The sequence below is a fragment of the Streptomyces sp. NPDC111516 genome, from assembly GCF_055635345.1.
On sequence record NZ_JBVKBV010000022.1, the window covers coordinates 71,625 to 90,939 of the forward strand.

General features: G+C 71.7%; 17 protein-coding genes. 11 read left to right on the top strand and 6 right to left on the bottom strand.

Annotated elements, in window-relative coordinates:
* Positions 1-25 precede the first annotated feature (25 nt).
* Positions 26-1,807, bottom strand: a complete 1,782-nt coding sequence (locus tag ACZ7L9_RS30385; protein ID WP_471420189.1) for a phosphatidylglycerol lysyltransferase domain-containing protein — start codon at positions 1,805-1,807, stop codon at positions 26-28.
* Between the two features lie 200 nt (positions 1,808-2,007).
* Between ACZ7L9_RS30385 and ACZ7L9_RS30390 the strand changes: the two genes are divergently transcribed.
* A complete protein-coding gene (locus ACZ7L9_RS30390) occupies positions 2,008-3,129 on the top strand; it encodes an alpha/beta hydrolase (protein WP_471420191.1) in 1,122 nt (373 codons plus the stop codon).
* 66 nt (positions 3,130-3,195) lie between these two features.
* On the opposite strand, the gene ACZ7L9_RS30395 is transcribed toward ACZ7L9_RS30390, so the two are convergent.
* On the bottom strand, positions 3,196-4,386 hold the full coding sequence (locus tag ACZ7L9_RS30395; RefSeq protein WP_471420193.1) for an ABC transporter ATP-binding protein: 1,191 nt from the start codon (positions 4,384-4,386) through the stop codon (positions 3,196-3,198).
* 162 nt (positions 4,387-4,548) lie between these two features.
* On the opposite strand from ACZ7L9_RS30395, the gene ACZ7L9_RS30400 reads away from it, so the two are divergent.
* The 4 genes from ACZ7L9_RS30400 to ACZ7L9_RS30415 all read left to right on the top strand — a co-directional run bounded on the left by ACZ7L9_RS30400 (position 4,549) and on the right by ACZ7L9_RS30415 (position 8,174).
* The gene (locus ACZ7L9_RS30400) at positions 4,549-5,271 is read left to right on the top strand and encodes an ABC transporter permease (protein WP_471420195.1); all 723 of its coding nucleotides are present in this window, start codon (positions 4,549-4,551) and stop codon (positions 5,269-5,271) included.
* Positions 5,272-5,274: 3 nt separating this feature from the next.
* Positions 5,275-5,949 (top strand): ABC transporter permease, encoded by a 675-nt coding sequence (locus tag ACZ7L9_RS30405; RefSeq protein ID WP_406382289.1) that lies wholly within the window; start codon positions 5,275-5,277, stop codon positions 5,947-5,949.
* A gap of 132 nt (positions 5,950-6,081) precedes the next feature.
* Positions 6,082-7,071: an ABC transporter substrate-binding protein gene (locus tag ACZ7L9_RS30410; protein WP_471420197.1), complete on the top strand. Its 990-nt coding sequence runs from the start codon at positions 6,082-6,084 to the stop codon at positions 7,069-7,071.
* Between the two features lie 92 nt (positions 7,072-7,163).
* A complete protein-coding gene (locus ACZ7L9_RS30415; RefSeq protein WP_471420199.1) occupies positions 7,164-8,174 on the top strand; it encodes a hypothetical protein in 1,011 nt (336 codons plus the stop codon).
* Between the two features lie 29 nt (positions 8,175-8,203).
* On the opposite strand, the gene ACZ7L9_RS30420 is transcribed toward ACZ7L9_RS30415, so the two are convergent.
* Together ACZ7L9_RS30420 and ACZ7L9_RS30425 are read right to left on the bottom strand one after the other, a co-directional pair.
* Positions 8,204-9,346: an NADH-quinone oxidoreductase subunit D gene (locus tag ACZ7L9_RS30420; protein ID WP_471420201.1), complete on the bottom strand. Its 1,143-nt coding sequence runs from the start codon at positions 9,344-9,346 to the stop codon at positions 8,204-8,206.
* Positions 9,343-10,356 carry an SAM-dependent methyltransferase gene (locus tag ACZ7L9_RS30425; protein WP_471420203.1) on the bottom strand — a complete coding sequence of 338 codons (1,014 nt, stop codon included), beginning with the start codon at positions 10,354-10,356 and terminating at the stop codon, positions 9,343-9,345. The genes ACZ7L9_RS30420 and ACZ7L9_RS30425 overlap by 4 nt, the downstream gene beginning before the upstream one ends.
* A gap of 96 nt (positions 10,357-10,452) precedes the next feature.
* Here ACZ7L9_RS30425 and ACZ7L9_RS30430 point away from each other — a divergent pair, with 96 nt between their 5' ends.
* Together ACZ7L9_RS30430 and ACZ7L9_RS30435 are read left to right on the top strand one after the other, a co-directional pair.
* Positions 10,453-11,655 (top strand): sensor histidine kinase, encoded by a 1,203-nt coding sequence (locus tag ACZ7L9_RS30430; RefSeq protein ID WP_471420205.1) that lies wholly within the window; start codon positions 10,453-10,455, stop codon positions 11,653-11,655.
* Positions 11,656-11,739: 84 nt separating this feature from the next.
* Positions 11,740-12,420: a response regulator transcription factor gene (locus tag ACZ7L9_RS30435; RefSeq protein ID WP_471420207.1), complete on the top strand. Its 681-nt coding sequence runs from the start codon at positions 11,740-11,742 to the stop codon at positions 12,418-12,420.
* 173 nt (positions 12,421-12,593) lie between these two features.
* Here the strand turns inward: ACZ7L9_RS30435 and ACZ7L9_RS30440 are convergent, their stop codons facing one another.
* Positions 12,594-13,709 (bottom strand): DUF5937 family protein, encoded by a 1,116-nt coding sequence (locus ACZ7L9_RS30440; RefSeq protein WP_471420275.1) that lies wholly within the window; start codon positions 13,707-13,709, stop codon positions 12,594-12,596.
* 104 nt (positions 13,710-13,813) lie between these two features.
* Between ACZ7L9_RS30440 and ACZ7L9_RS30445 the strand changes: the two genes are divergently transcribed.
* On the top strand, positions 13,814-13,999 hold the full coding sequence (locus ACZ7L9_RS30445; protein WP_471420209.1) for a hypothetical protein: 186 nt from the start codon (positions 13,814-13,816) through the stop codon (positions 13,997-13,999).
* On the opposite strand, the gene ACZ7L9_RS30450 is transcribed toward ACZ7L9_RS30445, so the two are convergent.
* On the bottom strand, positions 13,978-15,267 hold the full coding sequence (locus ACZ7L9_RS30450; RefSeq protein ID WP_471420211.1) for a threonine aldolase family protein: 1,290 nt from the start codon (positions 15,265-15,267) through the stop codon (positions 13,978-13,980). The two genes, ACZ7L9_RS30445 and ACZ7L9_RS30450, sit on opposite strands and share 22 nt — an antisense overlap.
* A 191-nt stretch (positions 15,268-15,458) precedes the next feature.
* Here ACZ7L9_RS30450 and ACZ7L9_RS30455 point away from each other — a divergent pair, with 191 nt between their 5' ends.
* From ACZ7L9_RS30455 to ACZ7L9_RS30465, 3 genes are all read left to right on the top strand, one after another.
* Positions 15,459-16,409, top strand: coding sequence for a Rossmann-like and DUF2520 domain-containing protein (locus tag ACZ7L9_RS30455; protein ID WP_471420213.1), 951 nt, complete (start codon positions 15,459-15,461; stop codon positions 16,407-16,409).
* A gap of 104 nt (positions 16,410-16,513) precedes the next feature.
* Positions 16,514-17,566 carry a pantoate--beta-alanine ligase gene (panC, locus tag ACZ7L9_RS30460; protein ID WP_471420277.1) on the top strand — a complete coding sequence of 351 codons (1,053 nt, stop codon included), beginning with the start codon at positions 16,514-16,516 and terminating at the stop codon, positions 17,564-17,566.
* Entirely contained in the window at positions 17,563-19,314 is a 1,752-nt protein-coding gene (locus ACZ7L9_RS30465) for an L-aspartate oxidase (protein ID WP_471420215.1), read from the top strand. Before panC ends, ACZ7L9_RS30465 begins: the two co-directional genes overlap by 4 nt.
* Position 19,315 lies beyond the last annotated feature (1 nt).

Here is a 19,315-nt window from a genome sequence, read left to right on the forward strand (position 1 = left end):
CAGCGTAGGCCCGCGCGGCGTGCTGTTACGCCGCGCGGGCGTGGTGCTCCTGGCCCGACGCCGGGGTGTGGGCGCAGGGGCGGGGCCGGCGGCGCGGGAACCGGCGGGCGAAGGGACGGGGCAGCGCGAGGTTCACGAAGCCCTCCGCCTGCATGGCCGCGAGAGAGATACGGGGCAGGTCGCGGGCGGCGCGGTACACCACGAAGCGGGGCTCCCAGCGGGGCCGGAACTTGGCGTTGAACTTGTACAGCGACTCGATCTGGAACCAGCGCGACAGAAAGATCAGCAGCCCCCGCCAGGTCCGCAGCACGGGTCCCGCACCCAGCTTCTCGCCGCGGGCGAGCGCCGAGCGGAACATCGCGAAGTTCAGCGAGACGTGTTCGACGGAGAGCCGGGAGGACGCCTGCAGGGCGGCGACGATCAGCAGCTCGTTCATGCCGGGGTCGGCGGAGCGGTCGCGGCGCATCAGATCGAGGGACATGCCGTCGCTGCCCCACGGGACGAAGTGGAGCACGGCCTTCAGGTCGCCGTACGGGGAGTCGGCGGTGTGTTCGTCGGCCTTGTGGGCGGTGGCGATGACGCAGTCCTCGTCGGCCGGGTCGCCGATCCGGCCGAGCGCCATGGAGAAGCCGCGCTCGTTGTCCGTGCCGCGCCAGTCGGCGGCGGCCAGCCGGATGCGGTCCAGTTCGGCCTCGCCGATGTCGCGGACGCGCCGGACCCGGGTCTCGTAGCCTAGACGTTCAATGCGCTTCACCATCTGGCGTACGTTGCGCATCGCGCGCCCGGCGAGCGAGAAATCCGCGACATCCACCACCGCCTCGTCGCCCAGTTCCAGCGCGTCGAGTCCGGTCTCGCGGGTCCAGACCTCGCCGCCGGTCTCGCTGCAGCCCATCACGGCAGGGGTCCAGGAGTGGGCCTTGGCCTCGTCCATGAAGCGCTCGATGGCGCCGGGCCAGGCCTCCACGTCACCGATCGGGTCGCCGCTCGCCAGCATCACCCCCGACACGACGCGGTAGCAGACGGCGGCCTTGCCGCTGGGGGAGAAGACGACGCCCTTGTCGCGGCGGAGCGCGAAGTGGCCGAGCGAGTCGCGGCCGCCGTGCTTCTCCAGCAGCGTGCGCAGCCGGGTCTCGTCCTCCTCGGTGAGGCGGGCGGCCGGGTGTTCGGGGCGGAAGGCCAGGTAGATGGTGGTGACGGCGGTCAGCAGACCGAGGGCGCCGAGCGAGTACGCCACGGTCCAGGAGGTGACTCCGGCGTACTCGACCGGCCCCTCGAAGCCGAACAGCCCGTACAGCACGTGCTGGAGCCGGTCGGCGATGCTGGGGTTCCCCACGACGCGGCCGGGGTGGATGCTGACGATGATCAGGCCCAGGGTCAGCGAACCCGCGCCGAGAAGCACGAAATTGGCCAGGGCCCGCCAGCGGCTCCTGGGGTCGGGGAGTGCGGCGAATTCACGGCGGTGGCGGATCAGCAGCAGGCAGAGCGCGAGCGAGACGAGCGTGCCGGTGACCGAGTGCCGGTAGGCGAACTGCGCCAGCGCACCGGCCGGCAGCAGTGCGACGGTCGCCCGCCAGGCCCGCCGCTTGCGCCGCTTGAGCCCGTGGGCGAGGAGCAGCAGCAGGACGCCCGCGCTCAGGGAGAGGGCGGCGGCGAATGGTCCGAGGGCGCCTGGGAGCACCTCGGCGAGGGTATGCATCCGGCTGTGCCGGAAGCGCGGGAAAACACCCGCGGCGACATCGACCAGGCCGACGACGGCGCAGGCGGTACCGACCAGTGCCGGTACGGATTCGGGGCGCGGGCCCCGCATGAACTTACGTACCGGACTCGGAACCGATCCCGATTTATCCCCATCTAGCGTGACAGACATCGCTTCCCGTGGTTCCGCGAGAGATTCTTCAGTCCTTCGGCCGAGGGCCTTCCGGACGATGTGCGACCTGTAGGACGAGGCTTCCGCGGCGGGGGTTCACCCGTTGGCCGGAAAATTCCAGACAAGAAAGCTCACCCCCCATGGGTCTTACCAGCAAGACATTCTTGGCGCTGGCCATCGTGCTGGCCGTGGTTTTCTTCGTTGCCACTGTCTGGCTCTGGCCGCGGCTGGCCCGGCGCAGCGTCTCCGCGGTGTTCGGCCGGGTCGGCCTGCTGCTGGCGACTCAGGTGACGGTCTTCGTCACCGTCGGGCTGGTGGCCAACAACTCCTTCCTCTTCTACGGTTCCTGGGCCGATCTGTTCGGGCAGAAGCAGGATCTGGGCGTGGTCACGGACCACGCGGCCGGAACGCTGGCCGCCAAGAACATCGTCCGGGTCGGGATGCAGCTGCCGGAAGGGCTGCGCAGTTCGCAGCCCGCGGTGAGCGGCCGGATCGACAAGGTCGTGATCTCGGGGCGGCAGTCGAAGATCGAGAGTTCGGCGTACGTGTATCTGCCGCCGGAGTACTTCCAGCCGGCGTTCGCCCGCCGGAAGTTCCCCGCGGTGGTCGTCCTCACCGGGTACCCGGGTGTCTCGGAGAACCTTCTGAAGGGTCTCGGGTATCCGCGGACGGCACACGATCGGGTGGCGGCCGGCCGGTCGCAGCCGATGATCCTGGTGATGCTGCGGCCGACGGTGGCGCCGCCGCGGGACACCGAGTGCGTGAACGTGAAGGGCGGGCCGCAGACCGAGACGTTCTTCGCCGAGGATCTGCCGCGGGTGGTCTCGGATGCGTACCGGGTCGGAAAGCTGGCCCGTAACTGGGGCATCATGGGCAATTCGACCGGCGGCTACTGTGCGCTGAAGATCGGCCTCCACCATCCGGACCGGTTCGCCGCGAGCGCCGGGCTCTCCGCGTACTACAAGGCGGCCGAGGACCCGACGACCGGCGACCTCTTCCACGGCGACCAGGGCGCGCGGGACCGCTCCGATCTGATGTGGAGTCTGGACAACCTGCCGCAGCCCGACTCGTCCTTCCTGGTCACGACCTCCAAGCGCGGCGAGGGGAACTACCGCTCCACGATGCGGTTCCTCAGCAAGGTGAAGCCGCCCGCCCAGGCCTCGTCGATCGTGCTCGACAGCGGCGGGCACAACTTCAACACCTGGCGGCGGGAGATTCCTACGGCGCTGGACTGGATGAGCAGTCGGCTGAGCGAGAACTGAACCGATGGCCGGGGACGGGGCCGGATCCCGGCTCCCGTCCCCGGCCATCGGTTCACCGGCCCCGGCTCACCGTGCGGCGGTCTTGGTGATGCTCTCCACCGTCTCGACGGCCACCTCGGCCCGGGGGACGTCCTGCGCGTCCGCGTCGATCGAGCGGCGCAGCGCCTCATGGAGCCGGGCCGGGGTGAGTACGCCGAGGAAGCGGCCGGTGCTCTCCTTGTCGATGACGGCGATCCAGCCGGCGTCGTGCTGGAGCATGGTGGCGAATGCATGTTTGAGCGGGGCGCCGACGGGCAGCCACGCCTCCATCCTGCGCGCGTGGGCGCGCACCGTGTCCTCGGTCGCGGTGGTGGCGGCGCCGTCGGCCGGGATCCAGCCGTGCAGGTTGTCCTGGCCGTCCAGCACGACGGCCCAGCGCGCCCCTTCGGCCCGCAGCCGTTCGGTCGCCCCCGCCAGGGAGTCGTCGAGGTGGACGACCGGCGGCTGGTCGAGGTCGCCCTCCTCGATGGGGGTCACGGAGAGGCGTTTGAGGCCGCGGTCGGCGCCCACGAAGTCCGCGACGTAGGGGGTGGCGGGGGCGCCGAGCACGGTCGCCGGGGAGTCGAACTGCTCGATCGAGCCCTGTCCGTAGACGGCGATACGATCACCGAGCCGGACCGCTTCCTCGATGTCGTGCGTGACGAACAACACGGTTTTGCGGACCTGTTCCTGGAGATTCAGGAATTCGTTCTGCAGCCGTTCCCGTACGACGGGGTCGACCGCGCCGAAAGGCTCGTCCATCAGCAGTACGGGCGGGTCGGCGGCCAGCGCCCTTGCCACGCCCACGCGTTGGCGCTGACCGCCGGAGAGCTGTTCCGGATAACGGTCGCCATAAACGGAAGGATCAAGTCCGACCAGGTCGAGGAGTTCCGCCGCGCGCTCGCGGCCCTTTCCCCGTTTCCAGCCGAGGAGGTGGGGAACGGTCGCGGTGTTTTCCAGGACCGTACGGTGCGGGAAGAGGCCTACCTGCTGGATCACATAGCCGATGCGCCGGCGCAGTTGGACGGGGTCGATGGTGGATATGTCGTCCCCGTCGAGGAATATCCGGCCCCCGGTCGGTTCGATCAGCCGGTTCACCATCTTCATGGTGGTCGTCTTGCCGCAGCCCGACGGTCCGACGAGCGTGACCAGTTCACCCTCGGCGACCTCGAATGAAAGGTCGTCGACGGCGGTGGTGCCGTCCGCGTACCGCTTGGTGACGTGCTCGAAACGGATCATGGTTCCCCATTGTCGCGCGTGTTCTGTGAAGGACATGTTGCTGGAATACAACGGCTTCGGCGATTGTCAGTGGTCGGGGATAGGGTCGCCAGGCATAGGTGCTTCGGGTGCGCCGGTGCTTCGGCACTCGGGTACGAGCGGTAATCGGGAGGTGGGGGACGGATGGCTGCTGCACAGAACTGCATGGTGACGAACGACTGGATCTGCGGGGAGTATCTCCGTTCCCGCAGCCAGGAGTTGACCGATGCGACGGTCCAGCACATCTGGATCACCGTGGTCTCGGTGCTGATCGGGCTCGTGGTGGCCTTTCCGCTGGCGCTGCTCGCCCGCCGCAGCCGCCGCTTCGCCGGACCGGTGCTGGGGCTGACGACGGTGCTCTACACCGTGCCGTCCCTCGCGATGTTCTCGTTGCTGCTGCCGCTGTTCGGTCTCTCCGCGGCGCTGGTCGTCACCGGCCTGGTGCTGTATTCCCTGACCGTTCTCGTACGGAACATCCTGGCGGGCCTCGAAGCGGTTCCGCAGGAGGCGAAGGAAGCCGCGCAGGGGATGGGGTACGGGCCGGTCCGGCTGCTCTGGGAGGTCGAGCTCCCCCTAGCCATGCCCGCGTTGATGGCAGGTGTGCGGATCGCCACGGTCTCGACGATCGCGCTGACGACGGTCGGATCGATCATCGGCAGAGGAGGCCTGGGCAACCTCATAGGGGACGCCCTGCCCAGCTTCTTCAAGGCCCAGGTGCTCACCGCCTCGGTCCTGTGCGTACTGCTCGCGGTCGTCGCCGATCTGCTGCTGCTGGGCCTCCAGCGGCTGTTGACCCCCTGGACTCGCATACGCACCGGCCACGCGGGCGAGGCCGCGGTCGCGGATGCCACGGCAAAGGCGGTCTGAACCATGGGAGTTCTCGGCGAGGCCTGGACCTGGCTCACGACCGGCGCCAATTGGACGGGGGAGAGCGGGGCGGCCCACCGGCTCGCCGAGCATCTGTATGTCAGCGGCGTCGCGCTCGCCCTGGCCTGCGCGGTCGCGCTGCCGGTCGCCCTGTACCTCGGGCACATCGGGAAGGGGGGCGCGCTGGCCGTCAACATCTCCAATGTGGGGCGGGCGGTTCCGGTCTTCGCGGTGCTGGCCCTCTTCATGGTCTCGCCGCTGCGCAATGCCGGATACGTGCCGACGATCACCGCGCTGGTGCTGTTCGCGGTGCCGCCGCTGCTCACCAACGCCTATGTCGGGATGACGGAGGTCGACCGATCGGTGGCCGAGGCGGCGCGGGGCATGGGAATGTCCGGCGGCCAGCTCTTCGTACGGGTCGAGCTGCCGCTGGCCTACCCGATGATCATGACCGGGCTGCGCTCGGCCGCGGTCCAGGTGGTCGCCACGGCGACGATCGCCGCGATGGTCGGCCAGGGCGGCCTGGGACGGATCATCACCGCCGGATTCAACACGTACAACACGCCGCAGGTGGTCGCGGGGGCGCTGCTGGTCGCCGTACTCGCCCTGCTGGTGGAGGCGGTGCTGGTGGGCCTCGACCGGCTGCTGTCACCGCTGCGTCGCCGCAGGACGGCATGACGGCCCCCACGACCGCCCGCCATGACCGCCCGTCGGATCCGTGGCGTCGCACGCTTCTCGATGTCGACGCACGCCTCTCGATCCTCGGATCTCATCTCACATAACCCTGTTGCTGTGGACGGAGAACACCTCATGAGCAAGACCTCGCGAATAGCGGGCGCGGTCATCGGCATGGTCGCGCTGGCCGGTTCGCTCGCCGCCTGCGGCGGCGACAGCCTGGAGAAGGACAAAGCGGGCTCGGCGTCCTCCGGCGACTCCGGCGGCGGCTCCGGCAAGAAGGGTTCGCTCGTCGTCGGCGCGGCGTCCTTCACCGAATCCAAGGTCCTCGCGGAGCTGTACGCACAGATCCTCGGCGACGCCGGATACAGCGCCTCGGTCACCACGGTGGCCAACCGGGAGCTGTACGAACCGTCCCTGGAGAAGGGCGAGATCGATGTCGTCCCCGAATACGCCGCGACGATCGCCGAATTCCTCAATGCCAAGGTGAATGGCGCGAAGGCGGCGGAGAAGAAGCCGGTCGCCTCCGGTGACGCGGCCGCCACGGTCGCGGCGCTGGAGAAGCTCGCCACTCCGCGCGGACTGAAGGTCCTCCCGGCCGGCGGCGCCGTCGACCAGAACGCCTTCGCGGTGACCAAGGAATTCGCCGCGAAGAACAAGCTCAAGACCCTTTCGGATCTCGGCAGGTCGAAGGCCGAAGTGAAGATCGCGGCGGGTGACGAGTGCGAGGTGCGGCCGTTCTGCGCGCCGGGCCTGAAGCAGACGTACGGCATCAATGTCACCGGTATCGACCCCAAGGGAGTCGGCACACCGCAGTCCAAGCAGGCCGTCAAGGACGGCAAGGACCAACTGGTCCTCACCACCACCACGGACGCGGTGCTCGACAGCTACGGCCTGATGTTCCTGAAGGACGACAAGAAGCTCCAGAACGCGGACAACGTTCTGCCGGTCGTCAATGCCAAGGACGCGGGTTCCCAGGACATTGCCGACGCACTCGGCAAGCTCACCGAGGCCCTCACCACCGAGGATCTGGCAGAACTGAACCGCAAGGTGGACGCCGAGCGCGCAAAGCCCGCCGACGCGGCCAAGGACTATCTGCGATCGAAGGGCCTCATCAAGAAGTAGAGATCGGGGATCGGGGAACGCCAGGTAACCGGGTGGGAACAGATTGGCCGGCGGCTCCCCAAGTGCCTCCTACACACGGTAAATTTCAGGCCATGCCACGTGGACGTCATCGCCATTCGCCACCTCTGCACAGAATCCTTCCGCCCTCGGCCGTCGTCGGAGTGTCGGTTCTCTGTGCCGGGGGCGCCTGGCTGCTCGCCGAGCCCCTGATCCTGCGCGGTCTGGTGGCCGCCGTGGCGGCCGCGGCCGTGACCGGTGCGTATCTGATGCGCAGCTGGGACCGGGATGCGGGCCGCCGTATCGCCGAGCTGACCCGCGCCCGAGCCGGTGACGAATGGCGGGCCGAGGAGCGCCTGGCCGAGCTGGAGGCCGACCTGGAGGAGTCGCGGGAGCTGCGCGCCCGGCTGGAGACGAAGCTGCGCCGCAAGCGCGTGGAGCTCGCCAATCTGCGCGGGGAGCACGCCGCGCTGCTGCGGCGGTATGCCAACGCCGAGACCGAGCGGGCCAGCGCGCTGGAGGGCCGCAGGCAGCTCGCGCTCGAAGCCGCGACTCCCCGGGAACTGCCCGCGGCGCGCAGCACACCGACGCCGGCCGCCTATCTGCGTGCCGCCCAGGCGCTGGAGGACCTCTCGCGCAACGGTGCCCTCCAGGAGGCGCGCCGTACCGCCGAGCAGGCCAGGAAGCGGGATCTCGCGGAGCGGGCCCGGGAGGCGGAGGAGCGGCAGGGGAAGCACGCGGCGGCCCCGGACGCGTCCGGGGCCGAGAACCTCCGTCCGACGGCCGCCCTTCCGGCGCCCCGGCCGTCCGCCGCGCTGCCCGCGGCGCGCGCCGTTCCGGCCGCCAGCCCGGTCGCTCCGCACGCGGCGCCCCGCCGCCATCCGGTGCCGCAGGGCAGCTTCGACTTCTTCGGTACCCAGAAGGCGCGCGCCGCGATCGAGTCCGTGCAGAACGAGGACCTCGCGGACGTGGTGGGCGAGGAGGCACTGGCCGCGCACCGCACGGGCACGGCCGGGAACCGGGACGTCGGCAAGGTCATCGACCTGACCGCGCACGATGAGACCGAGCAGCTGGACGTGGTGGAGCTGCGCAGCGCCATCTCGTAGGCGCCGCGCGGCCAGGGCCGGTCCGGGGCCTACTTGTCGATATCGCCGACGACGAAGAAGAGCGAGCCCAGGATCGCCACCATGTCGGCGACCAGCGTGCCCGGCAGCAGCTCGGTGAGCGCCTGGATGTTGTTGTACGACGCGGAGCGGAGCTTCAGCCGGTACGGGGTCTTCTCGCCCTTGGAGACCAGGTAGTAGCCGTTGATGCCGAGCGGGTTCTCGGTCCAGGCGTAGGTGTGACCCTCGGGGGCCTTCAGTACCTTGGGCAGCCGCTGGTTGATCGGGCCGGGCGCGAGGCCGGCCATCCGGTCCAGGCAGGCGTCCGCCAGATCCAGGGCGTTGTGCGTCTGCTCCAGCAGGCATTCGAAGCGGGCCAGGCAGTCGCCCTCGGTGCGGGTGACGACCTCGAGGGTGTCCTGGAGCTCCCCGTACGCGAGATACGGCTCGTCGCGCCGCAGATCGAAGTCGACGCCCGAGGCGCGGGCGATCGGCCCGGACACCCCGTACGCGTGCACGGTCCCGGCGGACAGCACGCCCACACCACGCGTGCGGCCCCGGAAGATCTCGTTGCCGAGCACCAGGTCGTCGTACACGTCCATCCGGGACCGGACCGAGGCGACGGCGTCCCGGGCGCGGCCGAGCCAGCCCGCGGGGAGGTCCTCCTTGAGGCCGCCGACCCGGTTGAACATGTAGTGCATCCGGCCGCCGGAGACCTCCTCCATCACGGCCTGGAGCTCCTCGCGCTCGCGGAAGGCGTAGAACACCGGGGTGATCCCGCCGAGTTCGAGCGGGTACGAGCCGAGGAACATCAGATGGTTCAGGACCCGGTTCAGCTCGGCGAGCAGTGTCCGCGTCCAGACCGCGCGCTCCGGGACCTCCATGCCGAGCATGCGCTCGACGGCCATCACGACGCCCAGCTCGTTGGAGAACGCCGACAGCCAGTCGTGACGGTTGGCGAGCATCACGATCTGCCGGTAGTCGCGGGCCTCGAACAGCTTCTCCGCGCCGCGGTGCATGTAGCCGATGACCGGTTCGGCGTGCTGGATGCGTTCGCCGTCGAGGACGATGCGCAGACGGAGCACGCCGTGGGTGGAGGGGTGCTGGGGGCCGATGTTGAGCACCATGTCGGTGCTCTCCGCTGCGCCGCCGATGCCGACTGTCGTCTCCGTCATACGGCCAGTATTCCCTGAGTGTCCGGGGCCCCGCCCCGGACCCCGGGCCTTCGGTGCATCAGCCAGCCGAAGTCGCCGAGGCCGCCCCGGGCCGTCAGCTCCGCCGCCTCGCCTGCCGAGGCGAGGGCCCGTACGTAGCCGGCCGGGTCGGTCGAGGCCAGGGCCAGGGGCGGGCGCCCGCTGTCGATGCCGAGGTCGTGCAGTGCCTCGCGCTGGGGGAGCACCGTCCCGCCCCCGGCCGCCGCCGCGCACGCGTCCAGGGCCACGTGCGCGGTGAGGTCGCAGCTGCCGTCCGGCACCGGCCGCACCTCACGGCCGCCCCGGAAGCCGGTCAGCGTGCCGAAGGGGGGCCGCGCCTCACGTACGTGGGCGTAGTCCACCGCCACCGCGAGCCCGCCGGCCAGGGTGGACACCGCCCGTGCCCAGGCCTCGTCGCGCGGGCGGCCGATCTCGGCCCGGCTGCCCGGACCGGCCGACGGCCACCAGCGGCGCAGCCACCCGGCGTCGGCCCCGGACACCGGCCCGCCCAGCCGTTCCGCACCGTCCGCCGTCCGGACGAGGACATACCGCTCGACGCCGTCCGCGTCGGTCTCGGCGACCTCGGTCGGGACGTTGTCCAGCCACTCGTTGGCGAACAGCAGACCGCGCGTCCCCGACGGCGGTTCGGCGCACCACTCGATCCGGGGGTCCAGAGAGGCGGGGCGGGCGGCGAGCTCCACGGCGTACGCCCGTACGGCCAGGCCGTCGGCGCCCACGGCCGGCAGGGCCGCCAGCACCCCCGTCAGCAGTTCGCCCCGCCCCGCCCCCAGGTCCACCAGGTCGACCGAGTCGGTGCCCAGCTCCCGCGCCGTCCTGACCAGCAGCCGGGCGACGGCCGAGGCGAACAGCGGGGACGCGTGGACGGAGGTGCGGAAGTGGCCCGCCGGCCCTTCCGGGCTCCGGTAGAACCCCCCGTCTCCGTACAAAGCGGTCTCTGCCGCCTCCTGCCACCCACGCCACTCATCCGTCACGTTTCCAAGTCTCCACCTTGGGGAGTACGGTCCCTGGAGCCGGATCGGCCCTTCGGCTGACCCGTGCACCTGTCGCCTGTCCCTACGCTGGGTTACGTGCAGCGCCTCTACGACTTCATCCGCAGACACCCGACGGGCGTCGACAGCTTCTGGGCTGTCTTCCTCCTCGGGCTCTCCGGCCTGTCCATGGTGGCGCCTGCGGATCGCGCAGGCGGGCGGCTCGCTGCCCTGCTGATCAGCATCGGGCTCTGCACCGTCGTCGCCCTGCGCCGGCGTGCGCCGGAGAAGATGCTGCTGCTCACCATCGCGATGGGCGTCGGACAGCTGCTGTTCGGGGTCACCCCCGGCGTCGTGAACTTCGCGATGCTGGTGATCGTCTTCACCGTGGCCACCCTCGGGGAGCGCTGGGCATCCCGGCTCGCGCTGGTCTGCGCCCTGTGCGCGGCAGCCCTCTCCCAGCTGCGCTGGCCGCAGGACGTACCGCAGACCGGCTGGGCCCAGCAGGTCTTCGTCGTCATCGTGATGACCGTGCCGTTCGTGCTCGCCTGGGTGCTCGGCGACTCGATGCGGACCCGGCGCGCATACTTCAGCCAGTTGGAGGAGCGCGCGGCCCGGCTGGAGCGGGAGCGCGAGGCGCAGTCGAAGGTCGCGGTGGCCGCCGAGCGGGCCCGTATCGCCCGCGAACTCCACGACGTCGTCGCGCACAACGTCTCGGTGATGGTGGTGCAGGCCGACGGCGCGGCATATGTCATGGACGCGGCCCCCGACCAGGCCCGGCAGGCCCTGGAGACCATCTCCAGCACCGGCAGGCAGGCCCTCGCGGAGATGCGGCGGCTGCTCGGGGTGCTGCGGACCGGGGACGCCCAGGAGAGCGGGGAGTACGTCCCGCAGCCCGACGTCGAGCAGATCGAGGACCTCATCGAGCAGGTCAGGAAGACCGGGCTGGCCGTCGACTTCAAGATCGAGGGCACCCCGCGGCCGCTGCCCAGCGGGGTCGAGCTGACCGCGTACCGCATCGTGCAGGAGGCCCTGACCAACACCCGCAAGCACGGCGGCCCGGACGCCGGGGCCAGCGTGCGGCTGGTCTACTTCGACGACGGGCTCGGGCTGCTGGTCGAGGACGACGGGCGGGGCGCGGCGCACGAGCTGTACGTGGACGGCGGCGCCGACGGCGCGGGCCACGGAATGATCGGCATGCGCGAACGGGTCGGCATGGTCGGCGGCACGCTGGACGCGGGGCCGAGGCCGGGCGGCGGGTTCCGGATCAGCGCCCTGCTGCCGCTCAAGGCGGCCCACTAGACCTCCGGCACTTTTCCGGACCCAGGACAGGCGCGGTACAGAAACGCAGTACAGGCGCAGGACAGACAGGAGACAGGACCCCTCATGGCGATCCGCGTGATGCTCGTCGACGACCAGGTGCTGCTGCGTACCGGCTTCCGGATGGTGCTCGCCGCCCAGCCGGACATGGAGGTCGTGGCCGAGGCCGGCGACGGCGCGGAGGCGATCGGGATCCTGCGTGCCACCGCCGTCGACGTGGTGCTGATGGACGTCCGGATGCCGAGGCTGGACGGTGTCGAGGCCACCCGGCGCATCTGCGCGCAGCCGGATGCGCCCAAGGTGCTCATCCTGACCACGTTCGACCTCGACGAATACGCCTTCTCCGGGCTGAAGGCCGGGGCCAGCGGCTTCATGCTCAAGGACGTGCCGCCCGCCGAACTGCTCGCGGCCATCCGCTCCGTGCACAGCGGCGACGCCGTCGTCGCCCCGTCCACCACCCGCCGGCTGCTCGACCGCTTCTCACCGATGCTGCCGAGCGGCACCAGCGAACCGCAGCACATGGGTATCGCCAAGCTCACCGAACGTGAACGCGAAGTGATGCTGCTGGTCGCGCAGGGCCTGTCGAACGGCGAGATCGCGGCACGCCTGGTGCTCTCCGAGGCGACCGTGAAGACGCATGTGGGCCGCATCCTCACCAAGCTGAGCCTGCGCGACCGGGTGCAGGTCGTCGTCCTCGCGTACGAGACGGGGCTGGTCAGGGCCGGCGGTGGCGGCGGGATGCGCTGAAACGGTCCCGCAGTCGCCGACCGGATCGCCGGATCGGCGGGGCTGGGCATCCTGCCGGACACGGACGGCGTGCTGCGGCACCGGGTGCGGCGTACGTGGACGCGGATCAAGCACGTCCGCTTCGACCGAGTCGGCCGAGCCGGTCGTCGCTCGGCGCGAATCGGAAGCGCCGCTCAGCGCAGGATGCCCTCCAGGAAATCGCTGCCCAGCCGTGCCACCACAGTCAGGTCCAGCTGGTGCTGCACGTACCGGCCGCGCCGCCGGGTGGTGACCAGGCCCGCCTTCTTCAGCGCCGCGAGGTGCCGGGAGACCTCGGGCGCCGAGATGCCGTACGTCTCGGCGAGTTCGCCGGTCGTGTACGGGGACCGGGCGAGATGGCGGCACAGGCGCATCCGCATCGGGTGGGCCAGCGCCTCCATGCGCAGCTGGAGCAGTTCAACCGAGGCGGGAGAGGGCAGCTCGGGGTGGTGCACCGGGTAGTGGATCACCGGGCGCCAGCCGGGCGCGTACAGCAGGTTCAGGTGCGGCCAGCCGAAGGCGGACGGGACGAGGGTGAGCCCGGGGCGGCCGAAAGCCGGGTCTGCGGCATTGGCCCGGCCCTCGGTCAGCTTGTCGGCACTGATCCGGGTCCCGGCCTCGTCGAGCGACAGCGCCGGGGACACCGCGCACATCGCCTCGCCGAGCCCCTTGCGCCGCAGCAGATCCGTCTTGTGCCGGGCGTCGGCGACCAGCTGGACCCGCACCCGCCGCCAGGTGTCGGCGAAGAACGCCTGGTCGCAGTCCTCGAACAGGCGGCGGATCCAGCGGCGTACGGGGGCGGGATCGTCCAGCAGTTGCTGGGCGAATTCCACCTGTTGAGGGCCGCGCGCCGCCGCCATGTCCAGGGCGCGGGCGCGCATCGGCGCGTCGCTGAGCGGGGACGGCGCGCCGCGCCCGTACAGACCGGAGCAGGTGAACTCCAGGGCGGCGGCGACGAACCGCTCGTCGTCCAGCCGGTCGAGGATGTCCAGGTCCTCGGCGAGGTTCGCGCCCGTCCTGCCGTTGCCGCCACGGACTCCGGCGAACGGCAGGAAGATGTCCGAGAACGTGTTGCGCCACAGGAACTCGGCCTCGTGCAGCCGGTCGGCGAGATCGGGTTCCAGCGCACTGGCGGTCGCCGTCGCCCAGCCGTGCAGCCCCGGGTGGTGTCCGGGCTCGGAGAGGGCATGCAGAGTCAGCCCCAGCTCGGCGAGGGGAGAGGTCTCGAAGACGATGCTCTCGGGCGCCAGCCCCACGATGTCGATGTGCACGCTCACCCCTCCATGGTGCGGGGTGGGCGCGGAAGGCCACGCTCACTTGACGTTGCTCGTCAATCGACGAGCAGCGTGGGCCGGGACCGGCCCACGCTGAGGCCATGAACGCCCTTCAGCAGCACATGATCGACAGCTACCGCACGGCTCAGCACGGCGAACCGCCGCCGCCACCGCCGGGCCGGCACGACCGGTCCGTACTGCGGACCATCCGGGACCGCTACGGCCGCTACCGCCGTCGCACCTGGTCCGCCCCGCCCGACGGACGTCAGTCCGACGAACGGAGCTGAGCCACCACCCGGTTCATGAACTCCGCCGCCGCCCCCCGTACGTCCTCCGCCGTCCACTCCAGCCCTTCCCGGCCCACCGTGACCTCGGTGCACGCCACCCCGGGCGGCCCGGCAGCCGCCGGGTGCCAGTTGTGGAAGAGCACCACGCCCGTCTCCTCCGCCTGCCGCACCGCCGCCTCCGTCAGGACGTCCGCCTCGTACGGCAGCCACACCTGGAACTGGTGGGTGTGCGGTGGTTCCGGATGCACCCGGAACCACCCGGCGCCGGCCGCCGCGAAGCCCTCGGCCAGCGCCCCGGCCACCACCTTCGCCTGTGCCACGTACGACGGCAGCAGCGGCAGCTCCTGGTCCAGGCCGATCAGCGCGGCGAGCGCCGCCGGGAACTGCTGGAAGAGCTGGCCGCCGTACCGGTGGCGCCAGGTGCGGGCCTCCTCGATCAGGGACTCGGGACCGGCCAGCGCGGCCCCGGAGATTCCGCCGAGGGACTTGTAGAACGAGACGTACACACTGTCCGCGAGCGCCGCGATCTCCGGCAGCTCCCGCGCGAAGTGGGGAGCGCACTCCCATAGCCGCGCGCCGTCGACGTGCACCACCGCATCGCGTTCCCGGGCGGCCGCCACCACGGCCTCCAGCTCCTCCCACGTCGGCAGGAGGAAACCGGCATCGCGCAACGGCAGCTCCAGCATCAGCGTGCCGAACGGCTCGGCGAAGTCGCGGATCTCCTGCGCCGTGGGCGGCCGGGGCTCGGACGTGGGATGGACGGTACGCAGCCCGCTCACCGCTCCCAGCGCGCCGCGCTCGTGCACCTCGGGATGGGCCAGGGGGTGCAGCGCGACGGTGGAATTTCCGGTCCGCCCGGCCCAGCACCGCAGCGCGACCTGCTGCGCCATCGTCCCGGTCGGGAAGAACGCGGCGGCCTCCATGCCCAGCAGGTCCGCGATCCGCCGCTCCAGCTCGGCGACGATGCCATTGCCGTATATGTCCGCAGGACGGCCGAGATCGGTGACCGCTCCGGCCCCCGCCGCCAGCGCGGCCAGCCGTTCACCGAGCGGGAGGTGCAGGGGCAGCCTGACCAGGACCCGCTCGGCCGCACGCCAGGCCTTCAACCTGCGAAGCCGCTGCGCGTCCTCCTGCGACTGCGACTGCGACTGCGACTGCGACTGCGACTGCGACTGCTCCTGCGACTGTTCCTGCGACTGTTCCTGCGGATCCCCCTCCGAGCGCCGTGCCTGCTCTTCCGTGCTCGCCGTGTCTGCCGTGTCTGTCATGGGACGATCATCACGCAGGTCGCAGCCGGAGCCCGCACGTTTTTTCGGGCCCGCGGGGATGCCGGACCGCGCACCCGCCGGGACTTTTCCCACAGGCTGTGGACAGCCGGAGGGCCGGGCGAAACGCTGGCGTAGCATGCAGAGAAATCGTCCGGTACCCCCCGCGGACTGGAACGGAAGGCCGCCGCCGCGTGAATGCATCACTCCCCAAGGAGCCCCTCGACGCGAGGGACCGCCCCGCCCGACTCACGGTCGGCGTCGTGGGCGCGGGCCGCGTCGGCCCCGCTCTCGCCGCGTCCCTGCAGCTCGCCGGGCACCGACCGGTCGCCGTGTCGGGCGTCTCCGACGCGTCGGTGCGCCGGGCGGCCACCCTGCTCCCCGACGTACCGCTGGTGCCGCCCGCCGAGGTGCTCGCGCGCGCCGAACTGGTGCTGCTGACCGTTCCGGACGACGCCCTGCCCGGTCTGGTCGAGGGCCTCGCCGAGACGGGCGCGGTGCGGCCGGGACAGCTGCTCGTCCATACGTCGGGGCGGTACGGGACACAGGTGCTGGACCCGGCCATGCGGGCCGGTGCCCTGCCGCTCGCCCTGCACCCGGTGATGACGTTCACCGGCACCTCCGTCGACGTCCAGCGGCTGGCCGGCTGCTCCTTCGGCGTGACCGCCCCCGAGGAGCTGCGGCTCGCCGCCGAGGCGCTGGTCATCGAGATGGGCGGTGAGCCCGAATGGATCGCGGAGGAATCCCGCCCGCTCTACCACGCGGCGCTCGCCCTCGGCGCGAACCACCTGGTCACGCTGGTCGCCCAGTCGATGGAGCTGTTGCGTACGGCCGGGGTCGCCGCCCCCGACCGGATGCTCGGTCCTCTCCTCGGCGCCGCCCTCGACAACGCCCTGCGCTCCGGCGACGCCGCCCTGACCGGCCCGGTGGCCCGAGGCGACGCCGGTACGGTCGCCGCGCACATGAGCGAGCTGCGCCGGCACGCTCCGCAGGCCGTGGCCGGCTACCTCGCGATGGCCCGCGCCACGGCCGACCGCGCGCTCGCCCACGGCATGCTCAAGCCGGAGCTGGCCGAGGCCCTGCTCGGCGTGCTGGCCGACGGCGCCGACACCGCGGGCGGCACGGGATCACAGGAGCCCCGATGACCAACACAACCGGCAGGTCCGACGCACCCCGCGCGCGGGGCGCCATGTCTCCGACGGCCCAGTCGCACAAGCCCACCCCGCCGCCCCAGCCCGCTCGGTCCCACATGCCCCACACCCCCCGCCCCGCCGCCCCGCCGCAGGCCCCCGGCGCCGCCCCCGCGGCCACCCTTCTCCGTACGGCTGCCGAGCTCGCCGGGTTCGCGCCGCTCAAGGGGCCGCGGGCCGTCGTCATGACCATGGGCGCCCTCCACGAGGGCCACGCCACCCTGATCCGTACCGCACGCGCGGCCGCGGGCCCGGACGGCCGGGTCGTCGTCACCGTCTTCGTCAACCCGCTCCAGTTCGGCGAGGCCGCCGACCTGGAGCGCTACCCCCGGACCCTCGACGCCGATCTCGCCGTGGCGGGTGCCGCCGGCGCGGACGCGGTCTTCGCGCCATCCGTCGACGAGGTGTATCCCGGCGGCGAACCGCAGGTCCGGATCACGGCGGGCCCCATGGGCGAGCGGCTCGAAGGCGCGTTTCGGCCGGGGCACTTCGACGGGATGCTCACCGTCGTCGCCAAGATGCTGCACCTCACCCGCCCCGATGCCGCGTTCTTCGGGCAGAAGGACGCCCAGCAGCTGGCGCTGATCCGCCGCATGGTGCGCGATCTGAACTTCCCGGTGGACATCGTCGGCGTGGAGACGGTTCGCGAGCCGGACGGCCTCGCGCTCTCCAGCCGCAACCGCTTCCTGGACGCCGAGGAGCGCCACACCGCCCTCGCCCTGTCCCGGGCCCTGTTCGCGGCGCGTGACAGGCTCGCCGCCCAGCAGGCGCTGCACGCCCGCGCGCAGACCACCGCGGCGACCACCGGCCGGGCCGCCGCGCTCACCGCGCTCGGCGAGACCCGCGCGGCCGCCGACACCCAGGCGGTGGCCCTGGCCCGCCCGGTGGACGGACCCGCCGCGGTGCGCGCCGCCGCGCGACTGATCCTCGACGACGCGGCCGCCGAACAGCCGCCGCTCGCCCTGGACTACCTGGCGCTCGTGGACCCGGCCGACTTCACCGAGATCCCCGACGACCGCACCACCGGCGACGCGATCCTCGCCGTCGCGGCGAAGGTCGGCAAGACCCGCCTCATCGACAACATCCCGCTGACCTTCGGAGCCACCACGTGACCGGAATACGGCTGACCGCCCCCGCCCCCGGCTGGTCCATCGACGCCGACGTCGTGGTCGTCGGATCCGGCGTGGCCGGTCTCACCACCGCGCTGCGCTGCGCCGCCGCGGGTCTCGCCACCGTCGTCGTCACGAAGGCCCGTCTGGACGACGGCTCCACCCGCTGGGCGCAGGGCGGCATCGCCGCGGCCCTCGGCGAGGGCGACACACCCCAGCAGCATCTGGACGACACCCTGGTCGCGGGCGCGGGCCTGTGCGACGAGGCCGCGGTCCGGACCCTGGTCACCGAGGGCCCCGATGCCGTGCGCCGGCTGATCCGGACCGGCGCCCACTTCGACACCACGGACAGCGGTGACATCGCGCTGACCCGCGAGGGCGGCCACCACCGCCGCCGCATCGCCCACGCGGGCGGAGACGCGACCGGCGCCGAGATCTCCCGCGCCCTGGTCGAGGCGGTCCGCGAAGCCGCCCTGCACACCGTCGAGAACGCCCTCGTCCTCGACCTGCTCACCGACGACGAGGGCCGTACCGCGGGCGTCACCCTGCACGTCATGGGCGAGGGCCAGCACGACGGCGTCGGCGCGGTCCGCGCCCCCACCGTGGTCCTCGCCACCGGCGGCATGGGCCAGGTCTTCTCAGCCACCACCAACCCGGCGGTCTCCACCGGCGACGGCGTGGCCCTGGCGCTGCGGGCCGGCGCGGAGGTCTCCGACCTCGAATTCGTCCAGTTCCACCCGACGGTCCTCTTCCTCGGCGCCGACTCCGAGGGCCAGCAGCCCCTCGTGTCGGAAGCGGTACGGGGCGAGGGCGCCCATCTCGTCGACGCGTCCGGTACGCGCTTCATGACCGGGCAGCACGAACTGGCGGAACTGGCCCCGCGCGACATCGTCGCCAAGGCCATCACCCGCCAGATGCAGCTGCACGGCACCGAACACATGTATCTCGACGCCCGCCACTTCGGCGCCGCGATGTGGGAACAGCGCTTCCCCACCATCCTGGCGGCCTGCCGCGCCCACGGCATCGACCCGATCACCGAACCCGTCCCCGTCGCGCCCGCCGCGCACTACGCCTCCGGCGGCATCCGTACCGACCTGCGGGGGCGTACGACCGTGCCCGGTCTGTACGCCTGCGGCGAGGTCGCGTGCACCGGCGTGCACGGCGCGAACCGGCTGGCGTCCAACTCCCTCCTGGAGGGTCTCGTCTTCGCCGAGCGCATCGCGGCGGACATCGTCGAGGAACGGCCCCGCGCGGGCGCCACAACCGCCGGCCGACTCCCCCTCCCCGCCCCCTCGCCGCTGCTCGCCCCCGAGGCGCGCGGCACGATCCAGCGGATCATGACCCGGGGCGCCGGAGTCCTGCGCTCCGCCGAGAGCCTGGCCACCGCCGCCGAGGAGCTGGAGGCCCTGCACGACAGTGCCGCCCGGGCCGCCGGCGAGGCCGAGCCCAAGGTCGCGGTGCCCGGCGTCGAGTCCTGGGAGGCCACCAATCTGCTGCTCGTCTCGCGCGTCCTGGTCGCCGCCGCCCGCCGGCGCGAGGAGACCCGCGGCTGCCACTGGCGCGAGGACCGGCCCGAGCGCGACGACGAGAACTGGCGCCGCCACCTCGTCGTCCGGCTCACCCCGGAGCGTCAACTCGTCCTCCGTCGGACGGAGACCGAGGCATTCGGGCCCGTACGCCCGGCGCAGGCACCAGACTGCGCAGCAGCAGCACCCCTGATTCACCCCGCAGACGTCACCGAGGAGCCGTAAC

What these genes read in the sequence shown, in the direction of transcription:
- ACZ7L9_RS30385 (WP_471420189.1), bottom strand. Translation starts at nt 1,807, where the DNA reads ATGCGGGGCCCGCGCCCCGAATCCGTACCGGCACTGGTCGGTACCGCC.
- ACZ7L9_RS30390 (WP_471420191.1), top strand. Translation starts at nt 2,008, where the DNA reads ATGGGTCTTACCAGCAAGACATTCTTGGCGCTGGCCATCGTGCTGGCC.
- ACZ7L9_RS30395 (WP_471420193.1), bottom strand. Translation starts at nt 4,386, where the DNA reads ATGATCCGTTTCGAGCACGTCACCAAGCGGTACGCGGACGGCACCACC.
- ACZ7L9_RS30400 (WP_471420195.1), top strand. Translation starts at nt 4,549, where the DNA reads ATGGCTGCTGCACAGAACTGCATGGTGACGAACGACTGGATCTGCGGG.
- ACZ7L9_RS30405 (WP_406382289.1), top strand. Translation starts at nt 5,275, where the DNA reads ATGGGAGTTCTCGGCGAGGCCTGGACCTGGCTCACGACCGGCGCCAAT.
- ACZ7L9_RS30410 (WP_471420197.1), top strand. Translation starts at nt 6,082, where the DNA reads ATGAGCAAGACCTCGCGAATAGCGGGCGCGGTCATCGGCATGGTCGCG.
- ACZ7L9_RS30415 (WP_471420199.1), top strand. Translation starts at nt 7,164, where the DNA reads ATGCCACGTGGACGTCATCGCCATTCGCCACCTCTGCACAGAATCCTT.
- ACZ7L9_RS30420 (WP_471420201.1), bottom strand. Translation starts at nt 9,346, where the DNA reads ATGACGGAGACGACAGTCGGCATCGGCGGCGCAGCGGAGAGCACCGAC.
- ACZ7L9_RS30435 (WP_471420207.1), top strand. Translation starts at nt 11,740, where the DNA reads ATGGCGATCCGCGTGATGCTCGTCGACGACCAGGTGCTGCTGCGTACC.
- ACZ7L9_RS30445 (WP_471420209.1), top strand. Translation starts at nt 13,814, where the DNA reads ATGAACGCCCTTCAGCAGCACATGATCGACAGCTACCGCACGGCTCAG.
- ACZ7L9_RS30450 (WP_471420211.1), bottom strand. Translation starts at nt 15,267, where the DNA reads ATGACAGACACGGCAGACACGGCGAGCACGGAAGAGCAGGCACGGCGC.
- panC (WP_471420277.1), top strand. Translation starts at nt 16,514, where the DNA reads ATGCCCCACACCCCCCGCCCCGCCGCCCCGCCGCAGGCCCCCGGCGCC.